Below are 15752 nucleotides of genomic sequence, written 5' to 3' on the forward strand. Positions count from 1 at the left end.
ATTCGCGCCCCCCGCGACATCCGGAACACACGCATGGCCCCAGAGTCACCCGGATGCGCGCCGGCCGCGATGTGGAGTGGGCCACCCGGGGGAAGCGGAAGGAACCAACGCCGTGGTCCGGGACGTTTTTACTCTTCGGGGCGGGGACGGCGCGCCGATGGCCGGTTCGCGCGGGCCCTCGGGGTGCCGCGCGGGGCGGAGCTGATCACTGTCCCCGTGCCGCGCGTACTACAGGGTCCCTAGAGAGAGGCGGTCGGAGTGGACGTGCTCGACATCCTGCTGATGCTGGTGATCCTGGCCTACGCGGCGTCCGGTTACCGTCGCGGCCTGGTCGCGGGATGTGTGTCCCTCGCCGGTTTCGTCGGCGGCGCGGCGATAGGCGTCTGGGTGCTGCCCTGGATGATGGAGCTGGTGGAGGCGGGCACCCCGGCGGCGACGATCACGGCGGTGCTGACGGTCCTGGTGCCGGGTGTGATCGGGCACGAGCTGGCGGGCCGGCTGGCGCTGCGGTTGCGCCGGGAGATCGACCGCAGTCCGCTGCGGGTGGCCGACGGCGTCGGCGGGGCCGCGGCCAACACAATCGCCGTGCTGATCGTGGCCTGGGTGGCCGCGAGCGTCCTCGGGGCCTCCTCGTCGGCGGTGGTGACCAACTCGATCCGTAACTCCGCGCTGCTCGGCGCCGTGCAGGACACCATGCCGGAGACCACCCCGGCCTGGTTCTCCAACGCCACCTCGGCGCTCACCGAGGCGGGCTTCCCGCAGGTCTTCAACCCCTTCGAGAACGAGGCGACGGCCGAGGTCGCCAAGCCCTCCGGCGACAGCGTCACCGCGGCCGCGACCGGCGCCGCCAAGCGCAGCACGGTGAAGATCGAGGGCGTCGCGGGCACCCAGGGCCGCGAGGGCAGCGGCTTCGTGTACGCCACCGAGCGTGTGATGACCAACGCCCACGTGGTGGCCGGCATCGACGAGCCGACCGTGCGGGTGGGGGGCGTGGGCAAGGCGTACGAGGCGAAGGTGGTGCTGTTCGATTCGGACAAGGACGTGGCGGTGCTGTACGTGCCGGGTCTGAAGGCCCCGCTGCTGCGCTTCGACGACAGTGCCGGGCGCGGTGACGCGGCGGTGGTGGCCGGTTACCCGGAGGACGGCGGTCTGGACCTCCAGGCGGCCACGGTCGCCAGCCGTATCGACGCCACCGGCCGGAACATCTACAACACCGACTCGGTGACCCGCGACATCTACTCCATCCGTTCCACCGTCCGCCCGGGCAACTCCGGCGGCCCCCTCCTCACCACCGACGGCAAGGTCTTCGGCGTCGTCTTCGCCCGCTCCACCTCGGACGCGGAGACGGGTTACGTGCTCACCGTGGACGAGGTCGTCCCCGACGCGGAGCGGGCCGCGAACGCGACGGCCCCGGTGGACACGGGCGACCTCGTCACCTCGTGAGGCGTACGCCTCAGAGGCGACGGCCCATCATCACGTCGTCCACATAGGCCCCGTCGATCAGGAACTCCTCCGGCAGGACGCCCTCCACGACGAAGCCCTCGGACTCGTAGAGCTTCCTGGCGGGCGTGTTGTGGCCGAGGACGCGCAGGGTGAGCCGACGTGCGCCGCGCCGCCGGGCCTCGTCCTGCGCGGCGCGCAGCAGGGCGCGGGCGACGCCCGCGCCGCGTGCCTCGTCCGCGACGGCGAGACCCTGGATCTGGCGGACGTGCGCGTGACAGGCGAGGTTGGAGGGCAGGGCGAGGCGGACATAGCCGACGACTCTGCCGCCGATCTCGGCCACCAGGTGGTCGTGGGGGCCGTAACGCTCGTTGAAGAACGGCTCGTGCGGCTGCGTGGGGCGTTCCTGGACGGAGTGCAGCGTGGACCAGGTCTCGCGGTCGAGGCGCCCGAGTGTGTCCTCGTCGTCCGAGGTCGCCAGGCGTATGTGCGGAGCGGGCATGGCGGCCACTGTACGGCGGCGTACCGGCCGTCGGGCGGCCGGTACGGGCAGGTTCGCGAGCCCCGGACCACCGGTCGCTCCCTCCGCCGGGCAGGATGGTGGCATGACCCTTGAATCACCCGTTCCGCCCGGTTCCCGTATCGCGATCGCCGGTGCGTCCGGCCTGATCGGTTCGGCGCTGGCCCGTTCCCTCGCCGAGGACGGCTACGAGGTGCTCCGGCTCGTGCGGCGGGAGCCCCGGGCGCGCGGCGAGGTGCGCTGGGACCCGGACGCGGGACGGGTCGACGGGGCGGGGCTCGCGGGATGCGCGGCCGTCGTCAACCTCGCCGGCGCGGGGGTCGCGTCCCGCCGCTGGACGGAGGCGTACAAGGCGACGATCCGCGAGAGCCGGGTGCGCGGCACCCGGACGCTCGCCGAGGCCGCCGCCGCGCTCGACACCCCGCCGAGCGTGTTCGTGAACGGCAGCGCGATCGGGTTCTACGGCTACACCGGTGACCGGGTGGTGGACGAGTCGGCGGAGCCGGGGTCGGAGTTCCTGTCCGCGTTGTGCGTGGAGTGGGAGGGAGCGGCCGGGGTCGCCCGGGAGGCCGGGATCCGTACGGCGTTCGCCCGTACGGGGCTGGTGGTGGCCCGGGGCGGGGGTGCGTGGGGTCCGCTGTTCCCGCTGTTCAAGGCCGGGTTGGGCGGGCGGATGGGGGACGGCCGCCAGTACTGGAGCTTCATCTCCCTGCACGACGAGGTCGCGGCGCTGCGGCACCTGTTGTTCACGCCGTCGCTGTCCGGGCCGTTCAACCTGACGGCGCCGACCCCGCGTACCAACCGTGAGATCACGGCGGCGATGGGCCGGGTGCTGCACCGGCCCACCCTGTTCACGGTGCCCGCGCCCGCGCTGCGGCTCGCCCTCGGGGGTGTCGCCGGTGACGTCCTGGGCAGCACGCGGGCGGTACCCGCGCGGTTGCTGGAGTCGGGGTTCACGTTCAGGTATCCGGAGATCGACGACGCGATTCGGGTGGCGGCGGGGCGGTAGGTGGGGCCGGGGGTGCGTTGTCGGGTGCGGGTCCGGTGGGGCTTCTCGCGCAGTTCCTCGCGCCCCTGAAAAGCCGGGGCTGCGCCCCTGGCTTTTCGTCCCGCGCTCGCCCGTGGACCCGCACCCCCCGAACGCCCGGCGCACACGCACCCCGCCCATGCCCCCGTGCGAGGTCACACGCTCCTTCCCCAGGCCCGGCCCTCACCTTCACTCTCGTGCCGAACTCAGGTATTTCAGATGGGTGTTGGGGGCATAACGTCCCCGCAGCCGCGCGACCTCGGGAGGGGCACGTGCTTGAGTCGGTGCACCAGTCGGCGTACCAGGCGGACACGCGGGACGTGGACGTCATCGTCGTAGGAGCCGGCGTGGCCGGCCTCGCTGCGGCCGGACATCTGACCAGGGCGGGTCTCAGGACCCTCGTCCTGGAGGCCGCCCCCGCCGTCGGCGGCCGTATGTCCACCGAGAAGATCGACGGCTTCCGCCTCGACCGGACGACGCATCTGCTCTCCACGTCGTACCCGGAGCTGCGCCGCACCCCGGGCGTGGACACCCTGGCCCTGCGCCCGTTCGCCCCCGGCGTCCTGCTGCACTCCGACGGACGTCATCAACGGGCCGGCGCCACCCCGGTCCTGCGAAGCGCGAGGGGCGCACTCACAGCCGCGCGCGCCCTCGCAAGCGCCCCTCGGCTCCCCCGGAACCAGGGCCGTCCCCAGGCCCGTGCCACGGGCACCCGGCCCGGTCGGCTGGGCGCTCCCGCCGATCAGTCGCGGCTGGCCATGGCCCTGGCCAGGCTCGCCGCGACCGCGCCCGAACGGCTGCTCACCCGGGCGGAGGTCCCGGCCTCCCAGGCCCTGGCGACCCGGGGTTTCCCGCCCCGGACGATCGACGGTTTCGTCCGCCCCCTGCTGACCGCGCTGCTCGCCGACCCGGCGCTGACGACCTCCAGCCGCTGCGCCGACCTGGCCCTGCACACCTACGCGACCGGCCGGCTCTGCGTCCCGGAGGGCGGCGCCGACACCCTGCCGGAACTCCTCGCGGCAGCGCTGCCGCCGGGCTCGGTCCGTACCGGGGTACGGGTGACCGCCATCAGCACGACCTCGGTGACCACGGCGGACCACGGTGAACTCGCCGGCCGGGCCGTGGTGCTGGCCACGGACGCCCGGTCCGCCGCCGAACTGCTCCCCGGTCTGCGCGTGCCGGAGTTCCACCCGGTGACGGTCCTGCACCACGCCACGGACGAGCCTCCGTTGACCGAACCGGCGCTGCTCCTCGACGCCGACCGCAGCGGACCCGTCTCGCACACGGCGGTGATCAGCCAGGTCGACCCGAGCCGGGCACCGGCGGGCCGCGCCCTGATCACCTCCACGGTCCTCGGCACTCCCCCGGACGCCGCGCACCTCGACGCCACGGTCCGCGCCCAACTGGCCCGCCTCTACCGCACATCCACGACCCGTTGGGAACTGCTCGCCGCGTACCACGTCCCCGAGGCGGTCCCCGCGATGCCCGCGCCGCACGACCTGCGCCGCCCGGTGCGTCTGCTCGCCGGCCTCTACGTCTGCGGCGACCACCGTGACACCAGCACGGTCCAGGGCGCCCTCCACTCCGCCCGCCGAGCCGCCCACGCGGTCCTGACCGATCTGGACGCCCACCCGACGTTCCTGGAGAAGCCGCTGGAAACGGCCGCGTGAGACCCGGCGGGGCCGACCGGGAGCTGCTGGGGCACACGGGGCCCGCGAGGACTCGTGGGGGACCAGTCCGGCGGTCTCAGGGCCCTCGCGGTGCCGCGTGAACGGTGCAGGGGCGCCCGGAGTTGTTCCGGGCGCCCCTACCGTGTGCCGCGCGCCTACATCAGCGCCGCCACCTTGTCCCGGTAGCCCCGCACGGGGGCCGCGTCCCGGTACGGCTCCAGTCGGCGTTCGAAGTCGCGGACGTACTCCACGGCCCTGACCGACCGCATCTCGGCGGCCTGGCCCGCGGCCTCCGCGCCGAGCTGGCAGGCCTGGTCGAGTTCACCGAGGCCGAGACGGGCGGAGGCGAGGACGACACGGCAGAAGAGGCGGCTGCGGGCGTACGCGGGTGCCCGCAACTGCAGGGAGCGTTCCGCGTGTTGGGCGGCCGCCCGGTACTGCTGGAGGTCGCGGTGACTGTGCCCGAACTCGTCGGCGAGCTGCGCCTCGTCGAAGAACCGCGCCCAGTACGGGACTTCGTCCCCGGGGCGGGCCGTCTCCAGGGCGCGTTCGGCGCGGACCAGCGCGGCCGTGGAGGCCCGCACCTCGCCCAGCACCGCGTGCCCGCGCGCCTCGACGGAGTGCAGCAGCGACTGCACCACCGGCGGCACGGCGGACCCGACGCCCTGCTGGGCGACGCGCGCGAGTTGCACGGCCTCCCGACCGTGCCCCAGGTAGACGGCCTGACGGCTCATCGTGACCAGCACGTACGCCCCGTACGCCCGGTCCCCCGCCGCCTGCGCCAGCCTGAGCGCCTGCACGAAGTACCGCTGGGCGAGCCCGTGCGCGCCGATGTCGTACGAGGTCCAGCCGGCCAGCCGGGTCAGGTCGGCGGCGGCCGCGAACAGCCGTCGGCCGATCTGCTCGCCGTAGGCGCCGCGCAGCATGGGCTCGGCCTCGTGCTCCAGGTAGCGCACGAGGGCCTGGCGGGCGTGGCCGCCGCCGTACGCGTCGTCGAGCGCGCGGAACAGCTCCCCCACCGAGCGGAGCGCGGCGATGTCCCCGCCGGTGACCTTCTGGCCGGGGCCGCGCTCGGTCTGGCTGCGCTGCCGGGGGACGGCCGGGCGGCCCTGCGGGGGGACGCGAGTGGCTGCCGGGTCACCGCGCCCCACCCGGTCGTCGGCCCGCCCGATCAGCCAGTCGCGGCTGGGGACGACGAGTCCGGCGGGCGTGAACGCGATCTTGCGGAGTTCGGCGTGGCTGCCGGAGTCCTTGCGCCACAGGCCGCCGACGATGTCGATGGCCTCCTCGGGGGTGGCGGCGAACTCCAGGCCGGCGTAGACGGGGGCGCAGGCGTCCAGGCCTAGGTCCTGGGCGGTGAGCCGGCGGCCGAGGCGGCGGGTGAACACCTCGGCGATGAGTGCGGGAGTCGTCCCCCGGGGCTGCTGTCCGCGCAGCCAGCGGGTGACGGACGTCTTGTCGTATCTGAGGTCGAGGCCGTGTTCGAGACCGAGCTGGTCCACACGGCGCGCTAGTCCCGCGTTCGAGAACCCCGCTTCTGCGATGAGGGCGGCGAGCTGGCGGTTGGGGGTGCGCTGCGCGGGTCGTTCCGTCATCTGCGGTGCGGTCTCCTGCCTTCCGGGTGTCGGCGGGGTTTCCCGGATTGCCTGGTGAGAAGCCTTTTGCGGCCTGGTGAACGGCGCGAATGTAGCGGAGAGTAAGCGTCCGATCGCACACTTCCGCATCCATTCATCCGATCGTGTGAGGATTTGCCGCACGGCTGACGTGGGCGGTCTCCGACACGCGCCGGCTGGGCCCCTCGTACGCCCGGCGGCCGCGCCGTACGACGAGCGTCGGCCCGCACCCCCGCGCCGTGTACGACGGCCGTCGGCCGTCAGCGCTCGAGACCGCTCGAACAGTGCGCGGTCGTACGGTCGTACAGTGGCTTGGGCGCGTCACGCGCCTGACAGAGCCACAGGGCTATCGCGGTGCCGCCGCCCGGCGGCACCGCCGAGGGAGGCGCTTGCCGTGAGTGGGTTGCGGTTCGTCCGCATGGGGTTCGGCACGGAGGCCGTCGAGTACCAGGAGGCCTGGGACGAGCAGCGCCGCGTGCACGCGGCGCGGTTCGCGGACGAGGTCCCCGACACCGTGCTGCTCCTGGAGCACCCGCCGGTCTACACAGCCGGGCGGCGCACGGCCGACAACGAGCGCCCCCTCGACGGCACCCCCGTGATCGACGTCGACCGCGGCGGCAAGATCACCTGGCACGGCCCCGGCCAGCTGGTGGGTTACCCGATCCAGAAGCTGCCCCGGCCGGTCGACGTGGTGGCGCACGTACGGCGCCTGGAGGAGGCCCTCATCCGCACCTGCGCGGAGTTCGGCGTCGAGACCACCCGGGTCGAGGGCCGCAGCGGTGTGTGGGTGCTCGGCGACCCGGTCGAGCAACGGCTCGGCGGGCTGTCGCTGGACCTCGACCCCCGGATGACCGACGACGAGTTCGACCCCCGGATGAACGGGCCGGAGTACGCGCCGTCCAACGCGGGCCAGCGGCGTGAGGACCGCAAGATCGCGGCGATCGGGATCCGGGTCGCCAAGGGGGTCACCATGCACGGCTTCGCGCTGAACGTGAACCCGGACAACAAGTGGTTCGACCGGATCATCCCGTGCGGCATCCGTGACGCGGGGGTCGCCTCTCTCGCCGCCGAACTGGGCCGCGACATCACGATCGCCGAGGTGCTGCCGGTGGCCGAGCGCCACCTCCGGGATGTGCTGGAGAACGCGGACCTGCAGCCGCGGGTGGTGGAGCGGGCGTCGGCGTAGTCCGCGTCGGGGGGAATGTCGCCGCGAAGCCGAAGGTTGACCACCCCGGGGACCGAGAACCGTACGGGCGTACCCTGGTGGACGCCGAAGAATCGAAGCACAGGGAGCCGATGTGTCCGCAGTCGCACCCGACGGACGCAAGATGCTGCGCCTGGAGGTCCGCAACAGCCAGACCCCCATCGAGCGCAAGCCCGAGTGGATCAAGACCCGGGCGAAAATGGGCCCCGAGTACACGAAGATGCAGAGCCTCGTGAAGAGCGAGGGCCTGCACACCGTCTGCCAGGAAGCCGGATGCCCCAACATCTATGAGTGCTGGGAGGACCGCGAGGCCACCTTCCTCATCGGCGGCGACCAGTGCACCCGGCGTTGCGACTTCTGCCAGATCGACACCGGCAAGCCCGAGGCGCTGGACCGCGACGAACCCCGTCGCGTCGGCGAGTCCGTGGTCACCATGGACCTGAACTACGCCACCATCACCGGCGTCGCCCGTGACGACCTGGAGGACGGCGGCGCCTGGCTGTACGCCGAGACCGTGCGCCAGATCCACGAGCAGACCGCACAGCGGACGGACGGCCGGACCAAGGTCGAGCTGCTGGCGCCCGACTTCAACGCCGTCCCGGAGCTGCTGGAGGAGGTCTTCGCCTCCCGCCCCGAAGTGTTCGCGCACAACGTCGAGACGGTCCCCCGGATCTTCAAGCGCATCCGCCCCGGCTTCCGCTACGAGCGCTCCCTGAAGGTCATCACCGAGGCCCGTGACTACGGTCTGGTCACGAAGTCGAACCTGATCCTCGGCATGGGCGAGACCCGCGAGGAGGTCAGCGAGGCGCTCAAGCAGCTGCACGACGCGGGCTGCGAGCTGGTGACCATCACGCAGTACCTGCGCCCGAGCGTCCGGCACCACCCCGTGGAGCGCTGGGTCAAGCCGCAGGAGTTCGTCGAGCTGAAGCAGGAGGCCGACGAGATCGGCTTCTCCGGGGTGATGTCCGGACCGCTGGTCCGTTCCTCGTACCGTGCCGGCCGCCTGTACCAGATGGCTGTCGAGAAGCGGGGTTCCTACGTCGCCTCGCAGGCCGTCTGAGACCCGTCCCAGCCCTGCCCGAGCCCCGGCCGAGTCCCGTTCGAGCCCTCACATGACGCCGTCCGGCCGCTAGGCCGAATGGCACGGAGTGCCACCCGGTTCGTGTGAATTCAAGCACAAGAGGCTACTCGTCGGTAATGGCCGATTGACCGCGGTCCTGACCGTCCTCGCAGATGAGGGCAGCGTCAGGGCCGCGTCGGGGTTTAAAAGCCGCGTATCAAGGCTTCACTGGCGTTTGACCGGTCGGTCACGCCCTGGTAACACCAATCAGTGACCCTGGTTTCACACCCGGTACAGGGTCCTAGCCAGAGCAGCCACCTTAAGGGGACCTCCCATGCAGGCCGCGCCCGTTCGCGCCACAGCGATCCCGTCGTTCACCGATGCACTCCGTGCCGTCGAGTCGCTGCTCATGAGCAGCGGCCAGCGCACCGCCCGTCGCAACGCCTGGACCTCCGTCCTGGAGGACCGCCGCCGCGCCAAGGACCGGGTCGAGACCGAGCGCGTCCTCGAAGCGGCCGTCGCCTCGCGCACCTCGTAACACCGCAAGACGAACCACCGCACGACGAACCACCGCACGAGGAACCACCGCTCCGCATGAACGCCGCACCACGCCGGCACCGCCGCCGCCCGGCGCCGCTTCCCCAGCGCAGCCGCCGGTCTCCGGTCCCCACCGGCACCGCCGTCGTCCTCGCTTCCCCGGACACGTAGACTTCGTGCCATGGCGAGGAAGGAACCCGCAGCGGACGCTGCGAACCCCGGGCGACTCAAGCAGATCGCTCTCACGTACAAGATGACCCGCAGGGCCGACAAGAAGATCGGTCTTGTACTCGCGGCTGTCGGAATCATCACCTTCGGTGTCTTCCTCGCGATCGGTTTCTTGATCGGTCACCCCATCTATCTCGGCATCCTGGGCCTCCTGCTCGCCTTCCTCGCGACGGCGATCGTGTTCGGACGGCGTGCCGAGCGGGCCGCGTTCGGGCAGATGGAAGGCCAGCCGGGTGCCGCGGCGGCGGTCCTGGACAACGTGGGCCGTGGCTGGACCACGACGCCCGCGGTGGCGATGAACCGCAGCCAGGACGTGGTGCACCGGGCCGTCGGCAAGGCCGGCATCGTCCTGGTCGCCGAGGGCAACCCGAACCGGGTGAAGAGCCTGCTGGCCGCCGAGAAGCGGAAGATGGCCCGCATCGTGGCGGACGTCCCCGTGCACGACCTGGTCGTGGGCACGGGCGAGGGCCAGACCGAGCTGAAGAAGCTCCGCACGACCATGCTCAAGCTGCCGCGCGTCCTCTCCGGCCCCCAGGTGACCGCGACCAACGACCGGCTGCGCGCCATGGGCGACCTGATGAGCAACATGCCGCTCCCCAAGGGCCCGATGCCCAAGGGCATGCGCATGCCGAAGGGCGGCCCGAAGGCCCGCTGACGACATGCGTACGACGCGTACGACGATGGGGGCGCCCGGATCACTCCGGGCGCCCCCATCGTCGTACGCGGTTCCGGCACCGGTGCCGGCACCTCAGATCCGGACCTCGACCGTGCGCGCCAGCCGGTCGTGCAGGCCGCGGCCGTCGCGGTCCCAGACCAGGGCGGGGATGGCGAGGCAGAGCAGGGCCGAGCGGGCGGCGGCGCGCCAGGGGTTCACCGTGCCGGTGTCCTGGGAGACGACACGGAGGCCGAAGAGGCGCTTACCGGGGGTGAAGCCGACCGTGCCCAGGGTGAGGACGTGCAGCAGGAAGAAGATGAGCAGGGCCCAGTTGCTGGTGGCCTGGTCGTAGCCGTCGGTGATCAGGCCGTATGCGATCAAGAGGCAGAGGCCCCAGTCGACGGCGAGTGCGCCGAGACGGCGGCCCGGGCGCGCGATGGAGCCGGACCCCTCCTCCGGCAGACCGAGCTGTTGGCCCCTGTATCCGAAGTCGACTCCGGCCGCCTCCGCGGCTTCGCGGGGGCCGGAGAGCCACGATCCGATTGCTTGCCTCTTGTCCACCCGACCACGGTACTGCGACCGTTCTGCCATACGGACAGGTGGGGTGCGGGGCGGGATGTCCGGTTAACTTGTGCGAAACAAATGGGTCACGTACGAGAAATCACCCGTCCCTAGGGTCGAGAGCAGCGTGTGCCACCGCACTGGCCGCACGAACGAACTACCACCCCGGCAGGAGACGTCGGGAGTAGGAGGAGCTGGATGTTCCAGAACGCCGACGAGGCCAAGAAGTTCATCGCGGACGAGGACGTCAAGTTCGTCGACGTCCGTTTCTGCGACCTGCCGGGTGTGATGCAGCACTTCACGATCCCGGCCACGGCCTTCGACCCGGCCGAGGAGCTCGCGTTCGACGGCTCCTCGATCCGCGGCTTCCAGGCCATCCACGAGTCCGACATGGCGCTCCGCGCCGACCTGTCCACCGCGCGCGTCGACCCGTTCCGCCGCGACAAGACGGTCAACATCAACTTCTTCATCCACGACCCGATCACGGGCGAGCAGTACTCCCGTGACCCGCGGAACGTGGCGAAGAAGGCGGAGGCGTACCTCGCGTCCACCGGCATCGCCGACACCGCCTACTTCGGCCCCGAGGCCGAGTTCTACGTCTTCGACAGCGTGCGCTTCAAGACCTCGGAGAACGAGTCCTTCTACCACATCGACTCCGAGGCGGGCGCCTGGAACACCGGTGCGCTGGAGGACAACCGCGGGTACAAGGTCCGCTACAAGGGCGGGTACTTCCCGACCCCGCCGGTCGACCACTTCGCCGACCTGCGCGCGGAGATCTCCCTGGAGCTGGCCAAGTCGGGCCTCCAGGTCGAGCGCCAGCACCACGAGGTGGGCACCGCCGGCCAGGCCGAGATCAACTACAAGTTCAACACGCTGCTCGCCGCGGCCGACGACCTCCAGCTCTTCAAGTACATCGTGAAGAACGTGGCCTGGCGCAACGGCAAGACCGCGACCTTCATGCCGAAGCCGATCTTCGGTGACAACGGCTCGGGCATGCACGTCCACCAGTCGCTGTGGTCGGGCGGCTCCCCGCTCTTCTACGACGAGGCCGGTTACGCGGGCCTGTCGGACACCGCCCGCTACTACATCGGCGGCATCCTCAAGCACGCCCCGTCGCTGCTGGCCTTCACCAACCCGACGGTGAACTCGTACCACCGTCTGGTTCCGGGCTTCGAGGCCCCGGTGAACCTGGTCTACTCGCAGCGCAACCGTTCCGCGGCCATGCGTATCCCGATCACGGGTTCGAACCCGAAGGCCAAGCGTGTCGAGTTCCGCGCGCCCGACTCCTCCGGCAACCCGTACCTCGCCTTCTCGGCCCTGCTGCTCGCGGGCCTCGACGGCATCAAGAACAAGATCGAGCCGGCCGAGCCGATCGACAAGGACCTCTACGAGCTGGCCCCCGAGGAGCACGCGGGCGTCCCGCAGGTCCCGACCTCGCTCCCGGCCGTTCTCGACTCGCTGGAGCGCGACCACGAGTTCCTCCTCCAGGGCGACGTCTTCACGCCGGACCTGATCGAGACGTGGATCGACTACAAGCGCGCCAACGAGATCGCCCCGCTGCAGCTGCGCCCGCACCCGCACGAGTTCGAGCTGTACTTCGACGTGTGATATCGCCCCAGGTCAGAGCGGGTTTCCGCTCCCCTGGGCCGTCTGTGGGCCGTCGGCCGTGTTCTTCCTCGCCGGAAGGGCACGGCCGGCGGCCTTTTTCGGGCCCCATAGGGCGAACGGCGGACGAGAGTTACGGCCCCGGCACTCAGGTCACCGCATCGGCTTCGCCGGGCCAGCGTCCGCATCCGGTGCGCCGAACGCGGATTCGATGGCCCTGCGGGCACGGTCCTGGCTGTTCGGCATGAGGTGCGTGTACGTCCGGAGCGTGAATCCCGGGTCCGAGTGACCGAGGTACTCGGCCAACGCCTTGATGTTCTCTCCCGAGTCCAACAGCACCGACGCGTAGTAGTGCCGCAGGGCGTGCATGCCGTGCTCACGCGAGGGTTGGAACCGCTCCCCTGGCGCCTGTTCCGGGATGACGCCCGGCGTCTATGGCGTGGACTTCCCCAGGGGCATCTTTCCTACCCTTGAGCAGCCCGTCCTCGAAGACGTGGCGGTCGACCTCAGGAAGCGGCTCAAGGACGGGCACGATGTCGTGGTTGATCACGGTTTTTGAACCCCGGAGGACCGGGCGAAGTGGCGAGCGATCGCTACCGACGCTGGCGCGACTCCTGTGCTCGTCTATCTAGCAGCCAGCCATGACGAGTTGTCGGCAAGGATCAGCAAGCGAAACGAGTTCCACGCGAACGATCCCAACGCGATCTACTTCTCCGAGAATAACCTACAGCGGTGCCATAAGCGGTTCATCCCTCCACAGGCAGATGAACAGCACCTGCTGTACGAAGGCGACCCGGCAGCCGTGATCTCGGCCCTGGAAGCCTCTCGCCCCTGACTTTCAGCATGGAGGAGGTTAGGAATTTAGAGAATCGTAAACCTTGATAATCTCCTCTACGACGATGGGGTGAAGATCCGGGTTACTCACCTCTCCACGCGCGACCAAGAGCAGCCACAGATAGAAGAGCGAAATACCTGTGAACAACGAGTCGATCGGTTCCTCTCTGAATTGCTGCACCGTAGGCGAATCAACAGTCGGCTTGAAGAGTGTCGGACGTGCAGCGCCCATCCAAATGATACTGAACCGCACGACATCCGCTTCTAGCTCCTTCAGCTTTTCACGAACCTGACCAATCGTCCGGTAGCCCGCGGAAACGAGTTCCTCAACCCGAAGACTCACGTATGTGCGGTCAGATTCAAACAGAGGCAAACCGACGCCCTCTGCAATTTTTTGATCCACGCTTGAGCCAAACTGAGATCTAATGAAAACCGATAGCGAGTCCAGGTCTATGGGGACGTCTCTATAGTCTTCGAATTCTGCCTGCTCGACCTTCTCTTGATACACAGTTAGCTCGTCACGAATCCCCATGAACTCTTCATCGGCGAGTTCAAGGAGACCTGCAAGTCGCGAAAACCTACGCTTTATTTTATCCGGCACATCAACGGCCGATTTATAGCCTAGATCGTGCTCGATTTCCGCCCATGCGTGTTGAAGGATCGATCGAATCTGAATCTCAAATTTCAGATCCTTAAAGCGCCTATACTCGGCGAGCAAGCCGCGCTCCAGGCCGATTTCAGCAACGAAATGCATGGACAGATAGCCGAACCTATCCGGCGCAAGGGATTGTCGCTTATCAATGGAATTAGCCCTATCGACAGCAAACTCCCTCTCGATTAGATTCGCAACAATGTCAACATCATCCGGGAAATACGTGACGATACGCACTCCCAGCAGATCCGTTAGATCCGAAAGTCCAGTGTAATTTTTGCGCGGGTTGGCCAACTTTTTGGAAGTGCTGGATTTCGTCTTCACCCTGGCTCGCACATAGTGAAAATTCACTCCCTCTGCGATCAGAATTTCCTTCAAAAGAGACTCCAGCGCTGGAGCGAAACTACGGAGAGGCTCGGCGATCTCCTCGTAATCCTTACGCTGCTCTGCCATCTCTACCCCTCGCGACTTGGAATGTTGAGCAATATCGTCCATTATGGGCACAGCGGGGCGGGTGTCCCGGCAACCGCATGAGCGGACGCGGTGCGCTCACCAACGTGCACCAGCCTACGGATCAGATGGTCTTCCGTTCCCCGCCTTGGGTCGTCTCCGGGCCGTGGGGTGCTCAACGACGACCAACATCGACAACCGTTGACGACTAGATCCCAGGCCGCAGCGTTGAGCACTTGCGTAGCTGCAGACCAGAGACCCGCCTATTCACTTCTTCGACGTGTGATCGACGCGTAGTCCGTACGTCTTCACGGCGGCGCCCCCGTTCCTGTTTCTCGGGACGGGGGCGTCGTCGTATGGTTCTGGCACGACTGTTCGAGAGACGACGGGGAGACACGGGGATGCCCGAACAGGACGACGACGAGCGGGAGTTCGACATCAAGTGGGCGGACGGCGCCGAGCACAAGGAGCCCTCCGCGCGGGCCCGGATGCTCGCGGCCCGCTGGAAGGAGAACCCGCCCGCACCCCAGCCCTTCCGCGCCGACCCGGGACCGCGGACGCCGCGCCGGTCGTCCTGGGTGTCGACGGTGATCGTCTTCGGGTGCGTGGCAGGACTGATCGCACTCATCGGGTACGTCAACTATCGGTCTTCGTACTGAGCCTTTGCCCTGCCGAGGGCCGATCACGACCACCGCGCGACCGCTTCATGGGGATGCCCGGGCGCACAATGGAAGCGGGACGAGCCGCTGCCTGAGTGTGGGGTGGTCCGGATGTCTGAGCGGTTCCGCAGTGATCCTCGGCTGACCCTGCGGATGACGGTCACGTTGTTCCTGCTCGGGTTGCTGTACGTCGTGTTCGTGGCCGTCCTGATCGCGCTGCTGAAGTCCTGGGTGCTGGTCGTGGTGATCGCCGCCGGGCTGCTGGGGGCGCAGTACTGGTACTCCGACCGGGTCGCCCTGTACGCGATGCGCGGACGGACCGTGGAGCCGCAGGAGTACCCGCTGCTGCACGGGGTCGTGGACCGGCTGTGCGCGGTGGCGGACGTGCCGAAGCCGCGGGTCGCGGTGGCTGATATGGACATGCCGAACGCCTTCGCGACCGGGCGGAACGCCGATCACGCCGTGGTGTGCGTGACGACCGGGCTGCTGCGGCGGTTGGAGCCGGACGAGCTGGAGGGTGTGCTCGCGCACGAGCTGTCGCATGTGGCGCACCGCGACGTCGCCGTCATGACGGTCGCCTCGATCCTCGGGGTGATCGCCGGGCTCGTCGTCCGGACCGCGTTCTACTCGCACATGTTCGGCGGACGGCGGGACCAGAACACCGCCGTGGTGTTCAGTGTGATCATGGGCGTCTCCGCCGCCGTGTACGTCCTGAGCTTCCTGCTGATCAGGGTGCTGTCCCGCTATCGCGAACTGGCCGCCGACCGGGCCGGCGCACTCCTCACCGGGCGGCCCTCGGCGCTCGCCTCCGCCCTCACCAAGGTCACCGGTGACATCGCGCGCATCCCCACCCGCGACCTGCGCACCTCGCAGGCCTTCAACGCGTTCTACTTCACCCCCGCACTCGGCGACCACCCCCATCTGGCCCACTTCTTCGCCACCCACCCGCCACTGGAGCAGCGGCTCGACCAACTGGCCCGGATCTCGCAGGAGTTGGACACCACGGATCCCGGGCACGGGAAGGCGGGCTGAGCGGG

General features: G+C 69.3%; 15 protein-coding genes. 10 read left to right on the top strand and 5 right to left on the bottom strand.

What is annotated here, in order from left to right:
- The first annotated feature begins 258 nt into the window (after nt 1-258).
- The gene (locus GWK25_RS31425) at nt 259-1443 is read left to right on the top strand and encodes a MarP family serine protease (RefSeq protein WP_215454821.1); all 1185 of its coding nucleotides are present in this window, start codon (nt 259-261) and stop codon (nt 1441-1443) included.
- A 10-nt stretch (nt 1444-1453) separates the two neighbouring features.
- Here the strand turns inward: GWK25_RS31425 and GWK25_RS31430 are convergent, their stop codons facing one another.
- A complete protein-coding gene (locus tag GWK25_RS31430; RefSeq protein ID WP_215454823.1) occupies nt 1454-1942 on the bottom strand; it encodes a GNAT family N-acetyltransferase in 489 nt (162 codons plus the stop codon).
- Nucleotides 1943-2045: 103 nt separating this feature from the next.
- On the opposite strand from GWK25_RS31430, the gene GWK25_RS31435 reads away from it, so the two are divergent.
- Together GWK25_RS31435 and GWK25_RS31440 are read left to right on the top strand one after the other, a co-directional pair.
- A complete protein-coding gene (locus GWK25_RS31435; RefSeq protein ID WP_215454825.1) occupies nt 2046-2969 on the top strand; it encodes a TIGR01777 family oxidoreductase in 924 nt (307 codons plus the stop codon).
- 290 nt (nt 2970-3259) lie between these two features.
- On the top strand, nt 3260-4657 hold the full coding sequence (locus GWK25_RS31440; protein WP_215454827.1) for an NAD(P)/FAD-dependent oxidoreductase: 1398 nt from the start codon (nt 3260-3262) through the stop codon (nt 4655-4657).
- Nucleotides 4658-4812: 155 nt separating this feature from the next.
- On the opposite strand, the gene GWK25_RS31445 is transcribed toward GWK25_RS31440, so the two are convergent.
- Nucleotides 4813-6252 carry a regulator gene (locus GWK25_RS31445; protein WP_215454830.1) on the bottom strand — a complete coding sequence of 480 codons (1440 nt, stop codon included), beginning with the start codon at nt 6250-6252 and terminating at the stop codon, nt 4813-4815.
- A gap of 412 nt (nt 6253-6664) precedes the next feature.
- On the opposite strand from GWK25_RS31445, the gene lipB reads away from it, so the two are divergent.
- The 4 genes from lipB to GWK25_RS31465 all read left to right on the top strand — a co-directional run bounded on the left by lipB (nt 6665) and on the right by GWK25_RS31465 (nt 9954).
- Nucleotides 6665-7456 (top strand): lipoyl(octanoyl) transferase LipB, encoded by a 792-nt coding sequence (gene lipB / locus GWK25_RS31450; RefSeq protein WP_215454832.1) that lies wholly within the window; start codon nt 6665-6667, stop codon nt 7454-7456.
- 112 nt (nt 7457-7568) lie between these two features.
- On the top strand, nt 7569-8534 hold the full coding sequence (gene lipA / locus GWK25_RS31455; protein ID WP_215454834.1) for a lipoyl synthase: 966 nt from the start codon (nt 7569-7571) through the stop codon (nt 8532-8534).
- A gap of 334 nt (nt 8535-8868) precedes the next feature.
- The gene (locus GWK25_RS31460) at nt 8869-9072 is read left to right on the top strand and encodes a hypothetical protein (protein ID WP_033527460.1); all 204 of its coding nucleotides are present in this window, start codon (nt 8869-8871) and stop codon (nt 9070-9072) included.
- Nucleotides 9073-9252: 180 nt separating this feature from the next.
- The gene (locus tag GWK25_RS31465) at nt 9253-9954 is read left to right on the top strand and encodes a DUF4191 domain-containing protein (protein WP_033527459.1); all 702 of its coding nucleotides are present in this window, start codon (nt 9253-9255) and stop codon (nt 9952-9954) included.
- A gap of 93 nt (nt 9955-10047) precedes the next feature.
- On the opposite strand, the gene GWK25_RS31470 is transcribed toward GWK25_RS31465, so the two are convergent.
- Complete coding sequence (locus GWK25_RS31470) at nt 10048-10515, bottom strand: RDD family protein (RefSeq protein WP_215454836.1); 468 nt, start codon at nt 10513-10515, stop codon at nt 10048-10050.
- Between the two features lie 198 nt (nt 10516-10713).
- Here GWK25_RS31470 and glnA point away from each other — a divergent pair, with 198 nt between their 5' ends.
- The gene (gene glnA, locus GWK25_RS31475; protein WP_184895044.1) at nt 10714-12123 is read left to right on the top strand and encodes a type I glutamate--ammonia ligase; all 1410 of its coding nucleotides are present in this window, start codon (nt 10714-10716) and stop codon (nt 12121-12123) included.
- Between the two features lie 150 nt (nt 12124-12273).
- On the opposite strand, the gene GWK25_RS31480 is transcribed toward glnA, so the two are convergent.
- Both GWK25_RS31480 and GWK25_RS31485 read right to left on the bottom strand, forming a co-directional pair.
- Nucleotides 12274-12489 (bottom strand): tyrosine-type recombinase/integrase, encoded by a 216-nt coding sequence (locus tag GWK25_RS31480; RefSeq protein WP_215454838.1) that lies wholly within the window; start codon nt 12487-12489, stop codon nt 12274-12276.
- A 484-nt stretch (nt 12490-12973) separates the two neighbouring features.
- Entirely contained in the window at nt 12974-14059 is a 1086-nt protein-coding gene (locus GWK25_RS31485; RefSeq protein WP_215454840.1) for a GTP pyrophosphokinase family protein, read from the bottom strand.
- A 398-nt stretch (nt 14060-14457) separates the two neighbouring features.
- On the opposite strand from GWK25_RS31485, the gene GWK25_RS31490 reads away from it, so the two are divergent.
- Complete coding sequence (locus tag GWK25_RS31490; protein WP_045555415.1) at nt 14458-14715, top strand: hypothetical protein; 258 nt, start codon at nt 14458-14460, stop codon at nt 14713-14715.
- 111 nt (nt 14716-14826) lie between these two features.
- A complete protein-coding gene (gene htpX / locus GWK25_RS31495; RefSeq protein WP_215454842.1) occupies nt 14827-15747 on the top strand; it encodes a zinc metalloprotease HtpX in 921 nt (306 codons plus the stop codon).
- Nucleotides 15748-15752: the final 5 nt, after the last annotated feature.

It is taken from the genome of Streptomyces sp. ATCC 21386 (genome assembly GCF_018728545.1).
Lineage (GTDB): Bacteria > Actinomycetota > Actinomycetes > Streptomycetales > Streptomycetaceae > Streptomyces.